The sequence below is a fragment of the Pedococcus sp. P3_C7 genome (assembly GCF_056402615.1).
Window position 1 is genome coordinate 110,041 of the sequence record NZ_JBFUHC010000012.1, and the last position, 19,255, is coordinate 129,295.

Annotated in this window: 20 protein-coding genes; 11 read left to right on the forward strand and 9 right to left on the reverse strand. The window is 69.9% G+C overall.

Going from position 1 to position 19,255, the window contains the following annotated elements:
• Positions 1-25 precede the first annotated feature (25 nt).
• The 4 genes from AC1DS4_RS17320 (at position 26) to AC1DS4_RS17335 (ending at position 4,154) form a co-directional block, all read left to right on the forward strand.
• A complete protein-coding gene (locus tag AC1DS4_RS17320) occupies positions 26-1,210 on the forward strand; it encodes an acyl-CoA dehydrogenase family protein (protein ID WP_477615844.1) in 1,185 nt (394 codons plus the stop codon).
• A gap of 4 nt (positions 1,211-1,214) precedes the next feature.
• Positions 1,215-1,979: an SDR family NAD(P)-dependent oxidoreductase gene (locus AC1DS4_RS17325; protein WP_477633441.1), complete on the forward strand. Its 765-nt coding sequence runs from the start codon at positions 1,215-1,217 to the stop codon at positions 1,977-1,979.
• 238 nt (positions 1,980-2,217) lie between these two features.
• Complete coding sequence (locus tag AC1DS4_RS17330; protein WP_477633440.1) at positions 2,218-3,621, forward strand: vanadium-dependent haloperoxidase; 1,404 nt, start codon at positions 2,218-2,220, stop codon at positions 3,619-3,621.
• A 311-nt stretch (positions 3,622-3,932) separates the two neighbouring features.
• The gene (locus tag AC1DS4_RS17335; RefSeq protein ID WP_477633439.1) at positions 3,933-4,154 is read left to right on the forward strand and encodes a hypothetical protein; all 222 of its coding nucleotides are present in this window, start codon (positions 3,933-3,935) and stop codon (positions 4,152-4,154) included.
• 17 nt (positions 4,155-4,171) lie between these two features.
• On the opposite strand, the gene gabT is transcribed toward AC1DS4_RS17335, so the two are convergent.
• On the reverse strand, positions 4,172-5,503 hold the full coding sequence (gabT, locus tag AC1DS4_RS17340; RefSeq protein ID WP_477615848.1) for a 4-aminobutyrate--2-oxoglutarate transaminase: 1,332 nt from the start codon (positions 5,501-5,503) through the stop codon (positions 4,172-4,174).
• A 169-nt stretch (positions 5,504-5,672) separates the two neighbouring features.
• Between gabT and ligD the strand changes: the two genes are divergently transcribed.
• From ligD to AC1DS4_RS17370, 6 genes are all read left to right on the forward strand, one after another.
• A complete protein-coding gene (gene ligD / locus AC1DS4_RS17345; RefSeq protein WP_477624321.1) occupies positions 5,673-6,650 on the forward strand; it encodes a non-homologous end-joining DNA ligase in 978 nt (325 codons plus the stop codon).
• A 145-nt stretch (positions 6,651-6,795) separates the two neighbouring features.
• Positions 6,796-7,200, forward strand: coding sequence for a TOBE domain-containing protein (locus tag AC1DS4_RS17350; protein WP_477615850.1), 405 nt, complete (start codon positions 6,796-6,798; stop codon positions 7,198-7,200).
• Entirely contained in the window at positions 7,197-8,012 is an 816-nt protein-coding gene (gene modA, locus AC1DS4_RS17355) for a molybdate ABC transporter substrate-binding protein (RefSeq protein ID WP_477615851.1), read from the forward strand. Before AC1DS4_RS17350 ends, modA begins: the two co-directional genes overlap by 4 nt.
• Before the next feature lie 10 nt (positions 8,013-8,022).
• On the forward strand, positions 8,023-8,847 hold the full coding sequence (locus AC1DS4_RS17360; RefSeq protein ID WP_477615852.1) for an ABC transporter permease: 825 nt from the start codon (positions 8,023-8,025) through the stop codon (positions 8,845-8,847).
• Entirely contained in the window at positions 8,844-9,908 is a 1,065-nt protein-coding gene (locus AC1DS4_RS17365; RefSeq protein ID WP_477615853.1) for a sulfate/molybdate ABC transporter ATP-binding protein, read from the forward strand. Before AC1DS4_RS17360 ends, AC1DS4_RS17365 begins: the two co-directional genes overlap by 4 nt.
• Positions 9,909-9,935: 27 nt before the next feature.
• Complete coding sequence (locus tag AC1DS4_RS17370; RefSeq protein ID WP_477615854.1) at positions 9,936-10,523, forward strand: DUF2238 domain-containing protein; 588 nt, start codon at positions 9,936-9,938, stop codon at positions 10,521-10,523.
• A gap of 6 nt (positions 10,524-10,529) precedes the next feature.
• Here AC1DS4_RS17370 and AC1DS4_RS17375 read toward each other — a convergent pair whose 3' ends face one another.
• From AC1DS4_RS17375 to AC1DS4_RS17405, 7 genes are all read right to left on the reverse strand, one after another.
• Entirely contained in the window at positions 10,530-10,955 is a 426-nt protein-coding gene (locus tag AC1DS4_RS17375) for a VOC family protein (RefSeq protein ID WP_477615855.1), read from the reverse strand.
• A gap of 98 nt (positions 10,956-11,053) precedes the next feature.
• A complete protein-coding gene (locus AC1DS4_RS17380) occupies positions 11,054-11,428 on the reverse strand; it encodes an acyl-CoA thioesterase (RefSeq protein ID WP_477615856.1) in 375 nt (124 codons plus the stop codon).
• Positions 11,429-11,472: 44 nt separating this feature from the next.
• On the reverse strand, positions 11,473-13,872 hold the full coding sequence (locus tag AC1DS4_RS17385) for a bifunctional salicylyl-CoA 5-hydroxylase/oxidoreductase (RefSeq protein ID WP_477633438.1): 2,400 nt from the start codon (positions 13,870-13,872) through the stop codon (positions 11,473-11,475).
• The gene (locus AC1DS4_RS17390; RefSeq protein ID WP_477633437.1) at positions 13,869-15,509 is read right to left on the reverse strand and encodes an AMP-binding protein; all 1,641 of its coding nucleotides are present in this window, start codon (positions 15,507-15,509) and stop codon (positions 13,869-13,871) included. Before AC1DS4_RS17390 ends, AC1DS4_RS17385 begins: the two co-directional genes overlap by 4 nt.
• 32 nt (positions 15,510-15,541) lie before the next feature.
• Positions 15,542-16,465, reverse strand: a complete 924-nt coding sequence (locus AC1DS4_RS17395) for an acyl-CoA thioesterase (protein WP_477633436.1) — start codon at positions 16,463-16,465, stop codon at positions 15,542-15,544.
• Complete coding sequence (locus tag AC1DS4_RS17400) at positions 16,462-16,938, reverse strand: cupin domain-containing protein (RefSeq protein WP_477633435.1); 477 nt, start codon at positions 16,936-16,938, stop codon at positions 16,462-16,464. Before AC1DS4_RS17400 ends, AC1DS4_RS17395 begins: the two co-directional genes overlap by 4 nt.
• Positions 16,928-17,812, reverse strand: a complete 885-nt coding sequence (locus AC1DS4_RS17405) for a fumarylacetoacetate hydrolase family protein (protein ID WP_477633434.1) — start codon at positions 17,810-17,812, stop codon at positions 16,928-16,930. The genes AC1DS4_RS17400 and AC1DS4_RS17405 overlap by 11 nt, the downstream gene beginning before the upstream one ends.
• Before the next feature lie 108 nt (positions 17,813-17,920).
• Here AC1DS4_RS17405 and AC1DS4_RS17410 point away from each other — a divergent pair, with 108 nt between their 5' ends.
• Positions 17,921-18,340, forward strand: coding sequence for a RidA family protein (locus AC1DS4_RS17410; RefSeq protein WP_477615862.1), 420 nt, complete (start codon positions 17,921-17,923; stop codon positions 18,338-18,340).
• Here the strand turns inward: AC1DS4_RS17410 and AC1DS4_RS17415 are convergent.
• Positions 18,337-19,248 (reverse strand): PaaX family transcriptional regulator, encoded by a 912-nt coding sequence (locus AC1DS4_RS17415; RefSeq protein WP_477615863.1) that lies wholly within the window; start codon positions 19,246-19,248, stop codon positions 18,337-18,339. The genes AC1DS4_RS17410 and AC1DS4_RS17415 overlap by 4 nt on opposite strands.
• Positions 19,249-19,255: the final 7 nt, after the last annotated feature.

A 19,255-nucleotide genomic window follows, 5' to 3' on the forward strand; every position in this document is an offset into this window, starting at 1 on the left:
GACGTCCTACTACTACCCTTGGTGCATGCCAGCGACCCGCCTCATGCCCTCCGAGGAGGGCTACGACCTCATCGACCTGACCCGCGAGATCTGCGACAAGGAGCTCCGTCCCCAGGTCGACGAGGCCGAGCGCGCCGCCGCGACGACGCCGGCCCTGCCCCGCGACGCCTTCCGCACCCTGGGCCGAGCCGGGCTGCTCTCGCTGCCCTACCCCGAGGAGTTCGGCGGCGGTGGCCAGCCCTACGAGGTCTACCTCCAGGTCGTCGAGGAGATCGCCTCCGCCTGGATGAGCGTCGCGGTCGGCGTCTCGGTCCACTCGCTCACCTGCTACCCCGTCGCCCAGTTCGGCACGCGGGCCCAGCAGGAGGCACTCCTTCCGGCGATGCTCTCGGGTGACCAGCTCGGCGCCTACTGCCTCTCCGAGCGCCACGCCGGTTCCGACGTCGCCTCGATGAGCGCCCGGGCGACCCCTGATGACGAAGCCGACCCCACGGCATACCAGCTCAAGGGCACCAAGGCCTGGATCTCGCACGCCGGGCACGCGGACTTCTACACGAGTTTCGTGCGCACCTCGGACGACGGCGCGCGCGGCCTGTCCTGCTTCGTCGTCCCGGGTGACGCCAAGGGCATCGCCTTCGGTGCGCCGGAGAAGAAGATGGGCCTGCACTGCGACACCGTGAGCGAGGTGCACTTCGAGGGGGTCGAGGTGTCCGCTGACCGTCTCGTGGGTGGCGTCGGCCAGGGCATGACCATCGCCCTGTCAGCCCTCGATTCGGGGCGCCTCGGAATCGCTGCGGCCGCAACGGGTTTGGCTCAGTCGGCACTCGACCAGGCTGTCGCCTACGCCAAGGAGCGCGAACAGTTCGGTCGACCGATCGGCGACAACCAGGGGCTCGCCTTCCTGCTCGCCGACATGGAGGCAGGCGTGACGTCGGCCCGCGCGGCCTATCTCCACGCCGCCCGGCTGCACGATGCCGGCCGGCCCTTCACCAAGGAGGCGGCAGTGGCCAAGCTGGTCTGCACCGACAACGCCATGCGCGTCACCACCGACGCGGTGCAGGTGCTCGGCGGCGCGGGCTACACCCAGGACTTCCCGCTGGAGCGCTACATGCGCGAGGCCAAGGTGACCCAGATCTTCGAGGGCACCAACCAGATCCAGCGGCTCGTCATCAGCCGCCAGCTCCTCAAGAGCCCGTCCAAGAGAGACTGACGCCATGCAGATCACCGATTCCACCGTCGCCGTCGTCACCGGCGGAGCCAGCGGCCTCGGCGGTGCCACCGTCCGCCGCCTGCACGCCGACGGTGCCGCCGTGGTCATCCTCGACCTGCCGTCCTCGCCCGGCGAGGCACTCGCCCAGGAGCTCGGCGAGCGTGCGCGGTTCGTGGCGACCGACGTCCGCGACGAAGCGCAGGTCCAGGCCGCGATCGACGTGGCGCGTGAGCTCGGGACGCTGCGGATCGTCGTCAACTGCGCGGGGGTCGGCACGCCCGGCCGCGTGGTCGGCAAGCGCGGTCCGCTGCCGCTCGAGCAGTTCGCCAACGTCATCAACATCAACCTGATCGGCACCTTCAACGTGCTGCGGCTCGCTGCCGCGGCGATGCTCGAGAACGAGCCCGTCGACGCCGACCGGGGCGTCATCGTCATGACGGCGTCCATCGCCGCCTACGACGGACAGATCGGTCAGGCCGCGTATGCCGCGAGCAAGGGTGGCGTCGTCGGCCTCACCCTGAGTGCCGCTCGCGACCTGGCGGACAAGGGAATTCGCGTGATGACGGTCGCCCCGGGAACGTTCATGACTCCGATGCTCGCGGGTCTGCCGCCTGAGGCCACTGCCGTCCTCGAGGCCCAGGTGCCGCACCCCTCACGACTGGGCAACCCTGACGAGTACGCCAGCCTCGTCGCGCACATCGTCGACAACGGCATGCTCAACGGCGAGGTCATCCGCCTCGACGGCGCACTCCGCATGCCCCCTCGCTGACGACTCGCTGACGACTCGCGGGTCTTGGCCGGACCTCGGGCGGACGCGATCCGGAGTACGCGATCCGGAGTACGCGCTTCGACGTACTCGCCACCACGAACGCGCGGTTCGTCGGTACGCGCTTCGCCCGAGGGCGAGGCGCATTTCGTCGTGCCACGATGGTGAACTGGGCCTGACTCTGGTGGCGTCGGGCGTCCCGCTCGCGTCGGTCGTTGGGCCCCCGTCGAAGGGACCCGCCATGAGAGCACGCTCTCGGACCGTGGCAGGGACGGTCCACCAGACACCCCCACGCGGCCTCCGGCCGCTTCATCGTTGGCACCGCAGTTCTGGTCTCGCGCTCACCGCCGCCCTGGGCGCGGCGGTCACGGCGACGGCCGGAGCGCCCGCCACTGCCGAACCCTCGGCCGCCGCACCCGGCCCGGGCGTACTGCTGCAGTGGAACATCACCGCCCAGGGCCTCACCACCCCACTGCGGCCCTCGGCCCACGGCCAGACGCGAGGCATCGCCATGGTCGCGGGGGCTGTCTACGACGCGGTGAACGCCATCGACCGCAGCCACCAGCCCTACCGACTCGACGTCGCGGCCCTGGACATCAAGCCGTGGGCGTCGACCGACGCGGCGATCGCGACCGCAGCCCACGACGTCCTGGTTGCCATCGTGCCGCAGGCTCAGTGGGCCGCGCTCGACACCGCCTTGACGACAAGCCTTGCGGCCGTGCCGGACGGAGCCGGCGAGGACGAGGGTGTTCGTGCCGGCAGGGCCGCGGCCGCGGCGATGGTCGACTTGCGAAGGGGGGACGGCTTCATGTCACCCTTCACGTTCAACCTCGGGACCGAGCCGGGCGACTGGCGACCCTCACCCGCGACCGCGCTCGACCCCGACCCCTGGGTGGGGCAGCTGCGACCGTTCCTGATGAGGAGCCCCGACCAGTTCCGTTCCTCCGGGCCGAACGCCCTGACCAGTGCCGAGTACGCGAAGGACTTCAACGAGGTCAAGGAGCTCGGCTCGCTCACCAGCACACGGCGTACCGCGGACCAGACGAAGGCGGCCATCTTCTGGCAAACCGCTCCCGCGCCCCTCTGGCACGGCATGGCACGAGACCTCATCACCCGCCACGGCCTCAGCGCCAGTGAGGGCGCTCGCCTGATAGCCAGCATGAGCCTGGCCGGGGCGGACGGCGCGATCGCCTGCTGGAACGACAAGTACTACTGGCAGTTCTGGCGGCCGAACGCGGCTATCCGTGAGGCGGACACCGACGACAACCCGGCCACCGTGGCCGATCCCGGTTGGCGACCTCTCTTCGACCCTGCGACGGCGACCACGCCTCCTTTGGTGAACCCGCCCTTCCCCGATCACCCCTCGGGCCACGGATGTGTCAGCGGTGCCACCCTCGACGCCGTCCGCACCTTCTTCGGGACCGACAAGGTGTCCGTCCGCATGGCGTCCAGCCGCTACCCGGGCGAGACGCGGGACTTCAGCCGGCTGTCGCTGGCCATGAAGGAGATCATCGACGCCCGCGTCTGGGGCGGGATCCACTTCCGCACCGCAGACGTGGTGGGAGCGAACACGGGTCGCAAGGTCGGCCACTGGATGGAGAAGCACTACTTCCAGCCAGTCGGCCAGGTGCCGGCCAGCCCGTAGGTCGCGGGACCCGGCGCAGAAAGGGGACTCATGCACCTCTTGCGCGAGGGACCGTGATGGGTCAAGATCATCGAACCTCCCTCGGGAGGCCAGTCCCCCTCGGGGGACACGAGACCCGGCCAACTCATACTTGGCCGGGTCTCACCTTTTCTAACAGCCGAAGGTGGTCCGACCGGTAACCGACACGCGTCAGCCAGGTAAACACTGCACGAGGCTTGGTGCCATGTCGTTGACCCGGCGTCCCGATCTCGCGAGTCGCGCGTCCTTCCCTGTGAGAGGTGCAGCCGCCTTCTCCTGCAAGGGAGGGAATCATGCTCGCAGCCCTGGTTCGACGTCCCACCACGTTCGCCCAGGCGCTCGCGCTGGCGGCGTCCGAGGCCGTGCTCGTCGAGGTTCTCCTGGTCGTCGTGACCGCGGTGTCCGGCACCCCCCACCCGCCTTGGACAGCACTGCTGCTCTACGGGCTCGGCTGGGTGTCGGTCTCCGCCCTGCGGTGGGTGCTGATCGACAGGCGCTTCGTCCAGCGCACCTAGCAGACGACAGGTGCGGGTCAGACGGACTGGGCGAACGCGTCCTCGAGGATGTCGAGCCCCTCGGCCAGCAGCTCGTCGCCCGCGGACAGCGGCGGCAGGAACCGGAACACGTTGCCGAACGTGCCGCACGTCAGCGTCACCAGACCGGCCGCGTGACAGGCCTTGTTGATCCGGCCGGTGAGGTCCGCGTCAGGAGTCTTGTGCTCGAGGTCGCTGACCAGCTCGACGGCCAGCATCGCCCCACGGCCACGGATGTCGCCGATCACGCCGTACTTGTCAGCCAGCGCCTCCAGCCTCGGGCGGAACAGCGCCTCGACGGCCCGGGCGCGACCGCGCAGGTCGTCCGCCTTCATGGTCTCGATGGCCGCGAGGGCACTGGCACACGCGACGGGGTTGCCGCCGTAGGTGCCGCCCAGCCCACCGACGTGGATCGCGTCCATGACGTCGGCGCGACCCGTGAGGGCCGCGAGCGGCATACCTCCGGCGATCCCCTTGGCCGTGGTGATGAGGTCGGGGACGACGTCCTCGTGGTCGGAGGCGAACCAGTCGCCGGTCCGGCAGAACCCGGTCTGCACCTCGTCGGCGATGAACAGGATCCCCTGCTCGGTGCACCAGTCGGAGACCTTCTTCATGAAGCCCGGCGCCGGCACGATGAACCCGCCTTCGCCCTGGATCGGCTCGAGGATGACGGCGGCCGTGTTGTCCTCGCCGACCTGGGCGTGCACGAGGTCGACGAACTCCGCGAACGCCTCCTCCGCACAGGCCTCGGGACCCGTCGGCCAGCGGTAGGGGTAGGCCATCGGCACGCGGTAGATCTCGCTCGCGAACGGCCCGAACCGGTGCTTGTAGGGCATGTTCTTGGCGGTCAGCCCCATCGTGAGGTTGGTGCGCCCGTGGTAGGCGTGGTCGAACGCGACGACACCCTGCCGACCGGTGAAGTGGCGGGCTACCTTGACGGCGTTCTCGACGGCCTCGGACCCGGAGTTGAAGAGGGCGGAACGCTTCTCGTGGGTTCCGGGCGTGACCTCCGCGAGCACCTCCGCCACCTCGAGGTACTCCTCGTAGGGCGTGACCATGAAGCAGGTGTGGGTGAAGTCGTTGATCTGTGCGGTCACCGCGTCGATGATGCGCTGGTTGCCGTTGCCGACCGTCGTGACGGCGATGCCCGAACCGAAGTCGATGAGCTGGTTGCCGTCGACGTCGCGCAGGATCCCGCCCGCCGCCTGCTCGATGTAGACGGGGAGGCCGGTGCCCACACCGGCGGACACGGCGGCGAGCTTGCGCTGCTGGAGGGCCTGGCTCTTGGGGCCGGGGATGCTGGTGGCGAGGATGCGCTTCTGCTCGAGCATGCGCCGAGCATACGACCGCCCCCGCCCCATCGTTATCGGGTCTAGGGACTTGTGTCGGCTTCACCCTGGAACCGTTTCCGGGTGAAGCCACCCTTTGTCCCTAAACCCGATAAAGGTGAGGTATGCCGCGGGCGTGGCACCGCGGCATACCCACCCGTAGCGTGGGGGCATGGCAGCCAAGGCGTCGCCCGCGATCGTGCTCGAGGTCGGTGATCGCGACGTGCGGATCACGAACCCGGAGCGCGAGTACTTCCCGGCCCGCGGCGAGACCAAGCTCGACCTGGTCAAGTACTACCTGTCGGTGGGCGATGGGATCGTCAACGCGCTGAGGGAACGGCCGTGCATGATGCACCGGTTCCCCTCGGGGATCGCCGGGGAGAAGGTGCACCAGAAGCGGGTGCCGCACGGGGCGCCGCCGTGGCTGCAGACGGTGCGGGTGACCTTCCCGCGCTACAACCGCAAGGCCGACGAGCTGTGCGTCACCGAGCTGGCCCAGGTCATCTGGGCGGTGCAGATGTCGACGGTCGAGTTCCACCCCTGGAACAGCAGGCGCGCCGACGTGGAGAAGCCGGACGAGTGGCGGATCGACCTCGATCCCGGGCCCGACTGCCCCTGGGACCGGGTGCAGCGCGTGGCCCACGTGGCGCACGAGGTGCTCGACGAGCTGGGGGCGGTCGGCTGGCCCAAGACCAGCGGCGGGTCCGGGATGCACGTCTACGTGCGGATCGCGCCGGACTGGGGTTTCAAGGACGTGCGGCGCGGTGCGCTCGCGTTCGCGCGCGAGGTGGAGCGACGTATGCCGGACGACGTCACCACCACGTGGTGGCGCAAGGACCGCGACCCCGCGGACCTGTTCATCGACTACAACCAGAATGCGAGGGACCACACGATCGCCGCGGCCTACTCGGTGCGCGGCAACGCGATCGGGACCGTGTCGGCACCGATCCGGTGGGACGAGGTCGACGATGTGGTCCCCGACGACTTCACCATCGCGACGATGCCCGCCAGGTATGCCGAGCTGGGCGACCTGCACGCCGGAATCGACGACGCGGTGTTCGAGATCGACCAGCTGCTCGAGTGGGCGGAGCGCGACGAACGGGACGGCGCCGCCGAGCCGCCCGAGCCGGACGCGGCGGAGCCGGCCTAGCGAGACGGAGCCGACAGCGGGACGCCAGACCGCGCCGAGCAGGCCGAGCGGGTGGAATAGGCGGAGTAGGTGGAGTAGGCGGAAAACCGCAGACGCGGTTTGATTTGCTTGTATCGACCGCAGGCACGGAACTACAGTTGATCGCATGCCGCTGATGAGGATCAAGGACGCCGCGTCATTTCTCGGCGTCAGCGACGACACCGTGCGGCGCTGGGTGGACAGCGGCGCGCTCGAGGCACGCACCGACGAGGCGGGCCGCAAGGTCGTCGACGGCTACCAGGTCGCGCTGCTCGCCCGTGACCAGGCGCATGCCGTGGAGGATCCGTCCGGCGTGGGTCGCTCGGCCCGCAACCGCTTCGTCGGCCTCGTCACGGACATCAAGCGAGACACGGTGATGGCCCAGGTCGAAATGCAGTGCGGGTCGTTCCGCGTGGTGTCGCTGATGAGCTCCGAGGCCGTGGACGACCTCAGGCTCGAGCTGGGCTCCGTGGCCATCGCCGTGGTCAAGTCCACGACCGTCATCGTCGAAACACCCCAAGGAGCATCATGATCCGCCCCCTCGCCACCCTGGCCACCGTTGCCACAGCGGCGCTGGTCCTCGCGACGGCAGCGTGCGGGTCCGACGCCGGCGACACCACGAGCTCCAGCTCGTCCTCGTACTCGTCCTCGTCCTCGTCCCCGGCGCTGACCGGGCAGATCACGGTGTTCGCGGCGGCCTCGTTGAAGAAGACCTTCACGGCGATCGGAGCCGAGTTCGAGAAGGCGCACCCGGGCGCCAAGGTCGCCTTCAACTTCGCTGGCTCCTCCGACCTCGTCGCCCAGATCCAGCAGGGCGCACCCGCCGACGTCTTCGCCTCGGCCGACACCAAGAACATGGACAAGGCGACCGGCGCCTCGCTCACCGCGGACACCCCTGTGAACTTCGCGTCCAACACCCTCGAGATCGCCGTCCCGCCGGACAACCCGGCCAAGGTCACTGGCCTCGCCGATCTTGCCAAACCAAGCGTCAAGGTCGTCCTGTGCGCCCCGGCCGTTCCGTGTGGCTCCGCGGCGGCCAAGGTCGAGACGGCCGCGAAGATCGACATCAAGCCGGTCAGCGAGGAGCAGTCGGTCACCGACGTCCTCGGCAAGGTGACCTCGGGCGAGGCCGACGCCGGACTCGTCTACGTCACCGACGTCAAGGGCGCCGGCGACACAGTGAGGGGCATCGAGTTCGCCGAGTCCTCGGCCGCCGTCAACACCTACCCGATCGCGACCCTCAAGAGCAGCAAGAACGCCGCGCTGGCCGACGCCTTCCTCCAGGCCGTGACGGGTGAGCCGGGTCAGGGCATCCTCGCCGCCGCCGGGTTCGCCAAGCCGTAGCCTGCCTGTCGTGCCCCCGGTCCATCCCACGCCGCGACGACGACCGCAGCCGGGACGACCGCGGCTGGGGCTGCCGGCCTGGGTGTTCGTCCCCGCCGCGGTCGGCGCGCTGTTCGTCGTGCTCCCCCTCGTGGCGATGCTCACCCGGATCGAGTGGGGCAGCTTTGGCACCCTCATCACGTCGGACTCCTCCCGCGCCGCCCTGGCCCTGAGCCTGCGCACCTCGGTCGCCAGCACGGTGCTGTGCATCGCTTTCGGGGTGCCGATGGCGCTCGTCCTGGCCCGCACCGAGTTCCGCGGACAGTCGATCGCCCGGTCCCTCGTCCTGCTCCCCCTCGTGCTCCCGCCAGTCGTCGGCGGCATCGCGCTGCTCTACACGTTCGGTCGTCGTGGGCTGCTCGGCCACACCATCGAGGTCCTCGGACTCCAGATCGCGTTCTCCACCACCGCAGTCGTGATGGCACAGACGTTCGTCGCCCTGCCCTTCCTCGTGGTCAGCCTCGAGGGTGCGTTGCGCACCGGCGGACAACGGTTCGAGGAGGTGGCCGCGACCCTCGGGGCGCGCCCGACGACGGTGTTCCTGCGGGTGACCCTGCCCTTGGTCCTGCCCGGCCTCGCCTCCGGCGCGGTGCTCGCCTTCGCCCGGGCGCTGGGTGAGTTCGGAGCCACGATCACCTTTGCGGGCAGCCTCCAGGGCGTCACCCGCACCCTGCCGCTGGAGATCTACCTCCAGCGCGAGACCGAACCCCAAGCAGCCGTGGCCCTCTCGCTCGTGCTCGTCGTCGTCGCCACCGTCGTGATCGCCCTGACCCGACGGTCGAGGACCGCGCTGTGAAGCTCCACGCGCAGGTCCGACTCCCCCACCGCGGCGTCGACCTCACGCTCGCCGTCGAGGCCGGCCGCACGCTGGCGCTGCTCGGACCGAACGGTGCCGGCAAGTCCACAGCCCTCGCCACCATCGCCGGGCTCCTGCGCCCCACCTCGGGCCAGATCACCCTCGACGACCGGGTCCTCTTCTCCGGCAACGACTCTGCCAATGCTTCAGGCCACGGCGAGTGGGTGCCTCCGCACGCGCGAGGCGTGGCCCTGCTGGCCCAGGAGGCTCGACTGTTCCCGCACCTGTCGGTGCTGGACAACGTCGCCTTCGGCCCGCGCAGCGCCGGTATGCCGCGTGGCCGGGCCCGCGAACAGGCGCGGCAGTGGCTCGCCCGGGTCGACGCCGAAGACTTCGCCGACCGGCGTCCGGCGTCGCTCTCCGGGGGTCAGGCCCAGCGGGTGGCCATCGCCCGGGCGCTGGCCACCGAGCCGCACCTGCTTCTGCTCGACGAACCGCTGTCCGCCCTCGATGTCGAGTCCGCCCCCGCGATTCGCCAGCTGCTGCGCCGAGTCCTCAAGGACCGCACGACGATCCTGGTCACCCACGACATCCTCGACGCGGTCCTGCTGGCCGACGACGTCGCCGTCGTCGAGGACGGCCACGTCGTCGAGCAGGGGCCCACCTCCCGGGTGCTCACCCGGCCGACGAGCGGCTTCGCAGCCCGCATCGCGGGACTCAACCTGGTGCGCGGAACCGCCCACGGGGCAACGGTTTCGACTCCTGGGGGACTGCGCATCGAAGGGCTCACCGAGGACGTCCTGGGGGATGGTCAGGCCGCCGTCGCGGTGTTCAGCCCGAACGCCGTCGGCGTCTACCTACAGGCCCCTGCCGGTAGCCCCCGCAACGTCGTCCGCGGGACGGTGACCGACCTCGAACCGCACGGTCACCAGGTGCGCGTGCACACGGCATACCTCTCGGCGGACATCACGCCTGCGGCGCTGGCCGAGCTCGACCTGGCCCCCGGCTCCGACGTCGTGTTCACGATCAAGGCGAGCGAGGTCGCGGTCTACGCCGCGTGAGCGGCTCGCGTCCACCATGATCGTGTGATGATCCGGGAGACGAGGCGGCGCGGTGCCTGGTGGCTGCCCGCGTGCGTGCTGGTCCTGACGATCGGGCAACTGGCCGTGGGCACCTTCGCCGGCGGACTGCAGCAGTTCGAGGGCAAGGCGTTCGGGGCACGGCTCGTGGCCTACCCGGTGATGATGCTCATCGTTCCCGCCGCGTGGTGGCTGGTCCACCGGCGGCAGCGCGCCGAGGTGCCGTGGCTGGCGTTCGGCCTCGTGATGGCACCGTTCCTCATCGACGTCACCGGCAACACCCTCGACCTCTACGACTCGGTGACGTGGTGGGACGACGCCAACCACTTCGTCAACTGGGTGTTGCTGTGCGCCGGCCTGGGTCTGCTTCTGCTGCAAGGGATTCGTATGCCGTGGGCACGGGTCCTGCTCGTGACGGGACTCGGCGCGGTGCTGGCGATCGGGTGGGAGCTCGGCGAGTGGTACACGTTCATCCGCCACGGGACCGAGCTGGACACGGCCTACCAGGACACCCTCGGCGACGAGGCGCTCGGCACCCTCGGCGCCCTGGTGGCAGGGCTGCTGCTGCGCAGGCCACGACCCACCCGAGGTGCCTGACCGCCCCTAGCCGTCGCTGGCGTCGGTCGCTGCCGCGGCCTCGCGCGCAGCCAGGGCGGCCGCGTAGTCAGGCAGCTCCTGGAGCGCGAAGTGGTTGCCGTCAGGGTCCTCGAAGTGGGTGAACCGACCCCACGGGAGGTCCTCGACCTCGGTCACCTCGACGCCGCGGCCCTTGAGCTCGGCATAGGCCGCATCGGCGTCGGCGACCACGACCTGGAGGTACTGCTTCATCCCCTCGCCCAGCATCTGCATGCCCTTGACGAAGCAGAACGAGCAGGCCGACCCGGGAGGCGTGATCTGGACGAAGCGCAGGCCGGCCTCTTCCACGACCTGGTCCTGGTCCGCCGGCCACCCGACGACGTCCTCGTAGAACGCCTTGGTGCGGTCGATGTCCGTGACGGAGATGGGGATGAGCTCGATCTTGTAGTCCATGGCCGGTCCTCTCGTCGCAACCTCTCTCCCGGAGGTTCTACCACCAGCCTAGGAAGGCTTCCGGTCACCTTCTGTCCGGAATCAGGCTCGGTCCGGAATCACGACCTGTCCGCTTTGGACAGGGCTTCTCGCCACGAGGTCGGCCACGGCTGGGCCGAGTCCGCGCCCGTGGGGACGTGGACGGTGACGTACCGCCCGTGGGCCGCCCTCGTCCGGGGGCGACCCTCGAACGGCTCGCCCCACACCTCGTAGGCGAAGGTCATCGAGCTGGTGCCGATGCGTTCGACCGCCACGGTGGCCGTGACCTCCTGGCCGAACCAGAGCCGCGCCTCGTAGTCGACCTCGTGGCGCACCCGAGGGGCGACACCGAAGTAGCCGGCCACGGCGCGCTCGCGCATCAGCTCAGCCTCCGCCGACTCGACCCACCGGGTGATGGCCGTGTTGTGGTGGTGGCCGGCCGCGTCGGTGTCCATCCACTCGACCCTCGCGCGATGGATGCCGACCGGATCTTCGAGGGTCACCGAGCCACCGCGACCTGCGAGCCCACCGAGGCGGCCTCGGGCGTCCAGCGCAGGTGGGTCGGCAGCTCGTCGCTCTCGGTCTCCTTGATCAGCGAGAGCCGGGGCCGGACCGCATCGGTCCGAGCCGTCGGCGGCTTGCGGCGGCCCGCCGCGAAGGGCAACGGCCACTCGGCGGCCGGACCGCGGAACTCCTGCTCCGCCGCCGCGTGCAGCGTCCACTGCGGGTCGTAGAGGTGCGTCCGCCCCAGCGCACACAGGTCGGCCCGGCCGGCGAGGAGGATCGAGTTGACGTCATCGTGCGACGAGATGGCGCCCACGGCGATCACGGCCACGCCTGCTGCCGCGGCCACCTCGTGACGGATCCGGTCGGCGAAAGGAGTCTGGTACGACCGCCCGAACGCCGGCTTCTCTTCCTTGGCGATCTGCCCCGACGACACGTCGATGCCGTCGGCACCGTGGGCGATGAAGGCCCGGGCCATAGCGACCGCGTCGTGCTCGTCGTTGCCGTCCGGCATCCAGTCGGTCGCCGAGATGCGGACCGTCAGGGGCCGCTCAGCCGGCCACGCGGCCCGCACCGCGTCGAAGACCTCGAGCGGGAACCGCAGCCGGTTCTCGATCGAGCCGCCGTACTCGTCGGTGCGCTGGTTGGAGATCGGCGAGAGGAACGAGGACAACAGGTAGCCGTGGGCGCAGTGCAGCTCCAGCAGGTCGAAGCCCGCGTCCGCCCCACGCCGCGCGGCGGCCACGAACTCGTCGCGGATCGCATCCATGTCACTGCGGGTCACCTCGCGAGGCAGGTGGCACCCGTCGCCGTAGGCCAGGGCCGAGGGGCCGGTGACCTCCCAGTTGTCCGTGTCGAGCGGTTCGTCCATGCCCTCCCACATGAGCTTGGTCGACCCCTTGCGTCCGGAGTGGCCGAGCTGGAGGCCAATGGCAGCAGTGGAGTTCGCGTGGACGAAGTCGACGACCTTGACCCAGGAGTCGCGCTGCTCGTCGGTCCAGAGCCCGGTGCAGCCGGGGGTGATCCGACCCTCCGGCGAGACGCAGACCATCTCGGTCATCACGAGCCCCGCCCCACCGAGTGCTTTCGACCCCAGGTGGACGAGGTGGAAGTCGCCGGGCACACCGTCGACCGCGGAGTACATGTCCATCGGCGAGACGATGATGCGGTTCTTGAGCTGGAGGTTGCCGACGTGCATCGGCTGGAACATCGCCGGCACCACCTCGGCTGCGCCCTGGGCGGCGGCGAACGCCTCGTCCACCCGGGTCGCGAACTCCTCGTCGCGGGTGCGCAGTCCGTCGTAGGTGATGCGCCGCGAACGGGTCAGCAGGTTGAAGCAGAACTGGGTGGGGTCCTGGTCCTCGTACAGCCCGATGTTCTCGAACCACTCCAGCGAGGCCTGCGCCGCGCGCTGCGTCGACTCCACGACCGGTCGCCGTTCCGTCTCGTATGCCGTGAGCGCGGCATCGAGGGCATCGTGCTCGTGCAGGCAGGCGGCCAGGGCCAACGCATCCTCCATGGCCAGCTTGGTGCCGGAGCCGATGGAGAAGTGCGCGGTGTGCGCCGCGTCGCCGAGCAGGACGACATTGTCGTCGTGCCAGCGCTCGTTGCGAACGGTCGTGAAGCTGAGCCACTTCGAGTTGTTGGACAGGACCTCGTGGCCGCCCAGCTCGTCGGCGAAGACCTCGGCCACCCGGGCGATCGACTCCTCGTCGGAGACCCCCGGAGGGAATTCGGTCCCCTCGCTGGCATCCAGACCCGCCGCCCGCCAGACGTCCTCGTGCATCTCGATGATGAACGTCGAACCCTTGTCGGAGTAGGGGTACCCGTGGATCTGCATCGTCCCCCACTGCGTCTGCTTCACGTAGAACTGGAACGCCTCGAAGACCAGGTCGGTCCCCAGCCACATGAACTTGTTGTGCCGCCGGTCGAGACTGGGACGGAACACGTCGGCATACCGCTGACGCACCGCGGAGTTGACGCCGTCGGCCGCCAGGACCAGGTCGTGTGTGGCCCGGAGCTCCTCGACGTCCGGCGCCACGGTCGAGAACCGTACGTCGACCCCGAGCTCGGCGCACCGCTCCTGCAGGAGCGAGAGCAGCTCCTTGCGACTCATGGCCGCGAAGCCCTGGCCGCCGACGGTGTGCCGCTGGCCGCGGAAGTGGATGTCGATGTCGGTCCAGCGGGCGAAGCGGTCGGCCATCTGCTCGGCGATCCGCTCGTCGGCGTTCCCGATGCCACCGAGGGTCTCGTCGGAGAAGACCACTCCGAACCCGAACGTGTCGGAGGCGGCGTTGCGCTCCCACACGGTGACCTCGTGGGCGGGGTCGAGCTGCTTCATGAGGGCGGCGAAGTAGAGCCCGCCCGGCCCACCCCCGATGACGGCGATCTTCACGACTGCCCCTCCTGAGCGATCTGGTCCCTCAATCTGAAGTGCTGCAGCTTGCCGCTGGGGTTGCGCGGCAGGACGTCGACGAAGCGGACGTCGCGGGGGTACTTGTAGGGGGCGATGTGGGCCTTCACGAAGTCCTGGAGCTCGCGCGCCTTCGCCTCGTCGCCCACCACGCCGGCGCGCAGGACCACGAAGGCGCAGACGATCGACCCGCGCTCCGCGTCCGGCCTGCCGACGACAGCGCACTCGGCCACGTCGGGGTGCTGGTCGATCGCGGCCTCGACCTCCGGCCCGCCGATGTTGTAGCCGGACGACACGATCATGTTGTCGGAGCGTGCCTGGTAGTAGAAGTAGCCGTCGGCGTCGCGGACGAAGGTGTCGCCGGTGATGTTCCACCCGTTCAGTACGTAGGCGTGCTGGCGTTCGTCGTTGAGGTAGCGACACCCCGTGGGTCCGATGATCGCGAGCCGACCGGGCACGTCCGGACCGACCTCCTGACCATCGGCGTCGAGGATCGTCGCCCGGAACCCGGGCACCGCCTTGCCGGTCGCGCCGCGGCGGATGTCGTCCCCCCTCGCCGAGACGAAGACGTGCAGCAGCTCGGTCGACCCGATGCCGTCGATGATGCGCAGGCCGGTCTGGTCGAGGACGGCCTGCCAGGTCTCGGGGTTGAGGTGCTCGCCGGCCGACACCGCGGTGCGGACGCCCGCCAGCAGCCCGACGTGACCGTCGACGACGATCGCCCGGTATGCGGTTGGGGCGGTGAACAGCGTCGTCACCTCGTGGTCGTGGACCAGCTGGGCGAGCTCTGCGGGCGTTGCCTTCTCGGTGAGCAGGGAGCTCGCGCCGGACCGGATGGGGAAGACCACGAGTGCGCCGAGACCGAAGGTGAAGGCCAGCGGCGCCGTGCAGGCGACCACGTCGTCGGAGGTCAGCTGCACGAGGTGCTTGCCGAAGGTCTCGGCGATGGACGCGATGTCGCGGTGGAAGTGCATCGTCAGCTTGGGGACCCCGGTGGTGCCGGAGGTCGGACCCAGCAGGGCCACGTCGTCGGCAGCCGTTGGCACCGCTACGAATTCGCCCGACTTCGTGGCGCACCGAGCCACGAGGTCGTCCGACCCCGAGCCCCCGAACTCCACCACGGTGAGGTTGGGCGAGGCGCTGTCGCGCACGGCATACACGTCCTCCGCGAACCGGTGGTCGACCAGGGCGATGGTCGGCTTGGAGGCGGCGACGATGGGGGTGATCTCGACGGCCCGCAGGGCAGCCATGGTGGTGACGACGACGGCACCCGCCTTGAGGGCACCGAACCAGCAGGCCACCACCCACGGCGTGTTCGGCGCCCGGAGCAGGACGCGGTTGCCGGGCACGAGGCCCAGGTCGTCGGTGAGCACCTGCGCGACCTGGTTGGCCCGCTGCTGGAGCTCGCCATAGGTCCACGTCGTCCCGCCGGGCGTGTGCAACGCCGGGCGGTCGGCACCGACCCGGTCGGCCGTGTCGTCGAGCAACCAGGACGCGGCGTTGAGCCGGTCGGGGTACTGCAGCTCGGGAAGGGTGAACTCGATGGTCGGCCACAGCTCGCGCGGCGGCAACGAGTCGCGGGCGAAGGTGTCCTCATGGGCCGAGGGGCTGAGCTCCATCATCGTGCCTTTCACAGTCGTGCGCTCCGACATCACTGACCTGCGCGGATCATGCCCTCTTGGGCGACGGTGGCGACGTGGTCGCCGGATCGGGTGTAGAACCGGCCCAGACCGAGGCCGCGGCCCCCGTGGGCACTGGCCGCCTCCTGGGCGTAGAGCAGCCAGTCGTCCATCGCGAACGGCCGGTGGAACCACATCGCGTGGTCCAGGCTTGCGGTGACCAAACCCTTTTGCGCCCAAGGCATTCCGAGCACCCTCAGCACGGGCTCGAGGATCGTGTAGTCGCACGCATAGGCGAGCGCCGCCTGGGCCAGCTGGACGTCGTCGATGCCCTCGACCGGCCGAAGCGCGTCGAACGGCTTGACCCACACCGCCTGGTGCGGGGCCCGCTCCCCCTGGACCTGCACGTAGACCGGTCCGGGGACGTGGCGCATGTCGAACGACCGACCGCCCGACCAGTAGCCGCGCGAGTCCGCGGTCATCGTCCCCGCCGCCTCACTGCCCGGCTCGAACCCCTCGAGGTATGCCGCGGAGCTGGGCAGCGCCTCGGGCGCCGGGACCGCGGTCGGCGCCTCCGCGGCATACTCCCCGCCGTCCTCGGGCACGTGGAAGGAGGCCATGGCGACGTAGACGACCTTGCCCCCCTGGAAGGCGCGGACCTGGCGGGTGGAGTAGCCCCGGCCATCACGCAGCCGCTCGACCTCGTAACGCACCTGCGCGCCGATGTCGACGGGGCGCATGAAGTAGCTGTGCATCGAGTGCAGCCCGCGGTCGGTCTCGACCGACCGGATCGCGGCGACCGTCGCCTGGGCGACCATGTCGCCGCCGTACGCCTTCGGCCACGGGCAGTACTGCGTCGTGGCGGTGTAGGCCTCGTCGAAGACCTCGGCATCGACCTGGGTGAGGGCGAGCGCATCGGTCAGCACCCGCGAGGTGGGGGTCACGAGCTCACTCATGCGCGGCGGAAGCCCTCGAGGATGGAGTCGTCGACGTCGGCAAGGTTGACGACGATGTTGTCGGGAGTCCGGGTGGTCAGCCAGACCAGGTCGTGCTTGGTGGACATGTTGCACTCGACGTGGTGCATGAACGGCGGCACGAACACGAAGTCCCCCTCGGTCATGTCGACGTACTCGCGGAAGTCCTCGCCGTAGTAGATGCGGCCGTGTCCCTGCAGCACGTAGCCACCGGTCTCGGCCTCGCCGTGGTGGTGGTTCACGGAGCGGTAGCCGGGCTTGTTGAAGACCTTGCCGTACCAGAGTCGCTTGGCCGGCGTGTGCTGGATGCTGACACCGGAGACGCGGTAGGCGCCGCCGGAGTCGGCAGTCGACGCGTCCTCGGAACCCGCCTTGGTGACGATGGGGATGACGCGACCATCGGGCTGGGCCCACGGCGACGGGTCTCCTTCGAGCACGTAGTCGTCAAAGTTCATCGGCGTCTCTCCTTGATCGGTGTCGGGTTAGTCGAATCGTGTTGTCCAGGAGGCCGATTCCCTCGATTTGCGTGCGCACGACGTCGCCGTCGGCGAGGAACCGTGGTGGCTTCATGCCCATGCCCACGCCTCCGGGCGTGCCCGTGAGCACGAGGTCACCGGGCCGCAGGAGCGTGAACTCGGAGATGTAGGCGAGGAGCGCCGCTGCACCGAACACCAGGGTCTTGGTGTTGCCGCGCTGGACGGTCTCGCCGTTGACCAGGCAGGTGACCTCGAGGCCGGCCTCGGGGTCGACCTCGTCCGGGGTCACCACGACGGGGCCGACCGGTGTCGTCGCGTCCCAGGCCTTGCCCTGGAACCACTGCAGCGTGCGTCGCTGCCAGTCACGGACCGAGATGTCGTTGGCCACGGTGTAACCGGCGATCGCTCCTCGGGCCTGATCCTCGGTGGCGTGGCGTAAGGGTTGGCCGACGACGACGGCGAGCTCGGCCTCCCAGTCGAGGTCCACCTCCGCAGGAGCGTGGATCACGTCGGTGGGACCGACCAGGGTGTCGGCGTACTTGGCGAACAGCGTCGGGAAGTCCGGCAGCTCGCGGCCCATCTCGGTGATGTGGTCGCCATAGTTGAGCCCGCAGCAGATGACCTTGGCGGGGCTGGGCAGCGGAGTGAGCAGCGGAGTGAGCAGCACGGCGTCAGGCCCACCGACGACCACGGCGGCCGGGCACGCGGCCACCTCGCGCCAGTCCGGTCGGGCCAGGAGCTCGGAGAGGTCGGCGGCAGGCATCGCGAGCCAGTCGCCGCACGAGGGCGACGTGTCGTGGGAAACGGCGGCACACGTCGCACCGTCCGGCGTCGCCACCGTGGCCAGTCGCATCCTCGCGCCCTTCCGTCCGCTGTATAGCGACAATTTCACGATCGTCACGTATAGTCAATAGTCGCAGGCGTCGAACTGCCCACGCCCAGGAACCACCCGAGGAGCGCCATGACCCCCGTCGCCATCAACCCGGCCGCGCTGCCCGCTCCGAGCGGCTACTCGCACGGCACGCTCAGCGGCAACACGCTGTACCTGGGCGGCCAGACGGCGCTCGACGCGGACATGCAGATCGTCGAGGGCGGCATCGTCGAGCAGTTCCGCCAGGCGTTCGGGAACGTGCTGACCACCCTCCGCGAGGCGGGCGGCCTCCCGGAGGACCTCGTCAGCCTGACGATCTACCTCACCGACATCCCCGACTACCAGGCGCACGGCCGCGAGATCGGCCGCGCCTGGCGCGAGCTGGCCGGCCTCGTCTACCCGGCGATGGCCGGCATCGGCTGCACCGCCCTGTGGCAGCCGGAGGCGCTCATCGAGATCCTCGGCGTCGCGGTCATCCCCGACGACCGGCTGCGCCGCCCTCAGGCCTAGCTGCCGATGACCGACTCTGCGTAGCGACGCGCTGGGCCGGCCAGCCGCTGGTGCAGGTCCGAGAAGAGCCGCTCCGCTGCGATCCCCTGCCAGTCCGGTGGCAGGAACTCCACCGGGAGGCCGGGGTCGAGGTAGGGCAGCCGGCGCCACGCGGTCAGCAGCAGCACGTCGTCGGCAAAGGCGCGCGCGTCGTCATCCGGCCCTGACCCGTGGGGACCCGACCCGTCCGCAGCGGTGCCCCACCGCTCGCGGACCGGTTCGAACTGGGCCCGGAACCCGGCATACAAGGCACCCAGCGCGTCGAGGTCCCACCACTCGGCGACGCGCCGCGCGACCTGGTCGTCGAGCAGGTCGGCCGCGAAGAACTCCACGAACTCCAGCAACCCCTCGCGCTCGAGCTCGCGGCGCAGGTGGGCGTGGACGAACTCGGGGGCGATCCACAGTCCAGCGGCCACCGTGCCGAACCCACGCCCCGCGAGCACCCGGCGCAGCTGGTGGCGCAGGTTCCGCTGCGACTCCGGCACCGAGAACGCGGCCAGCAGCCAGCGGTCGCCGGGCTGGGCGCGCCGCGGCGCGAAGATGCGTTCGTCACCCTCCTCGAAGACGTCCTCGAGCTGCGGATCCAGCCGGTATGCCGCGCTGCCAGCTTTGCGGGTCGGCAACAGGACGCCGCGCTTCTTCAAGCGGGACAACGCCGATCGCGTAGCGGCCTCGTCGACGTCGAGGGTGGCGAGGAGCTTGATGAGCTCGGCCACAGCCAGGGAGTCGTGCTCACCCCGGGCGTGGAGAGCGCAGATCGTGACGATCAGCTGCTGGAGCTGCCGACCGGTGCCGGCCTGGGGCTCACCCGCATGCGACGCACCCGTCGGGGCTTCGCCCTGGACTGCGGTGTCGGACGGACGAGGCACCCCGCCA

What these genes read in the sequence shown, in the direction of transcription:
- AC1DS4_RS17320 (WP_477615844.1), top strand. Translation starts at nt 26, where the DNA reads ATGCCAGCGACCCGCCTCATGCCCTCCGAGGAGGGCTACGACCTCATC.
- AC1DS4_RS17325 (WP_477633441.1), top strand. Translation starts at nt 1,215, where the DNA reads ATGCAGATCACCGATTCCACCGTCGCCGTCGTCACCGGCGGAGCCAGC.
- AC1DS4_RS17330 (WP_477633440.1), top strand. Translation starts at nt 2,218, where the DNA reads ATGAGAGCACGCTCTCGGACCGTGGCAGGGACGGTCCACCAGACACCC.
- AC1DS4_RS17335 (WP_477633439.1), top strand. Translation starts at nt 3,933, where the DNA reads ATGCTCGCAGCCCTGGTTCGACGTCCCACCACGTTCGCCCAGGCGCTC.
- gabT (WP_477615848.1), bottom strand. Translation starts at nt 5,503, where the DNA reads ATGCTCGAGCAGAAGCGCATCCTCGCCACCAGCATCCCCGGCCCCAAG.
- ligD (WP_477624321.1), top strand. Translation starts at nt 5,673, where the DNA reads ATGGCAGCCAAGGCGTCGCCCGCGATCGTGCTCGAGGTCGGTGATCGC.
- AC1DS4_RS17350 (WP_477615850.1), top strand. Translation starts at nt 6,796, where the DNA reads ATGCCGCTGATGAGGATCAAGGACGCCGCGTCATTTCTCGGCGTCAGC.
- modA (WP_477615851.1), top strand. Translation starts at nt 7,197, where the DNA reads ATGATCCGCCCCCTCGCCACCCTGGCCACCGTTGCCACAGCGGCGCTG.
- AC1DS4_RS17370 (WP_477615854.1), top strand. Translation starts at nt 9,936, where the DNA reads ATGATCCGGGAGACGAGGCGGCGCGGTGCCTGGTGGCTGCCCGCGTGC.
- AC1DS4_RS17375 (WP_477615855.1), bottom strand. Translation starts at nt 10,955, where the DNA reads ATGGACTACAAGATCGAGCTCATCCCCATCTCCGTCACGGACATCGAC.
- AC1DS4_RS17380 (WP_477615856.1), bottom strand. Translation starts at nt 11,428, where the DNA reads ATGGACACCGACGCGGCCGGCCACCACCACAACACGGCCATCACCCGG.
- AC1DS4_RS17390 (WP_477633437.1), bottom strand. Translation starts at nt 15,509, where the DNA reads ATGGAGCTCAGCCCCTCGGCCCATGAGGACACCTTCGCCCGCGACTCG.
- AC1DS4_RS17395 (WP_477633436.1), bottom strand. Translation starts at nt 16,465, where the DNA reads ATGAGTGAGCTCGTGACCCCCACCTCGCGGGTGCTGACCGATGCGCTC.
- AC1DS4_RS17400 (WP_477633435.1), bottom strand. Translation starts at nt 16,938, where the DNA reads ATGAACTTTGACGACTACGTGCTCGAAGGAGACCCGTCGCCGTGGGCC.
- AC1DS4_RS17405 (WP_477633434.1), bottom strand. Translation starts at nt 17,812, where the DNA reads ATGCGACTGGCCACGGTGGCGACGCCGGACGGTGCGACGTGTGCCGCC.
- AC1DS4_RS17410 (WP_477615862.1), top strand. Translation starts at nt 17,921, where the DNA reads ATGACCCCCGTCGCCATCAACCCGGCCGCGCTGCCCGCTCCGAGCGGC.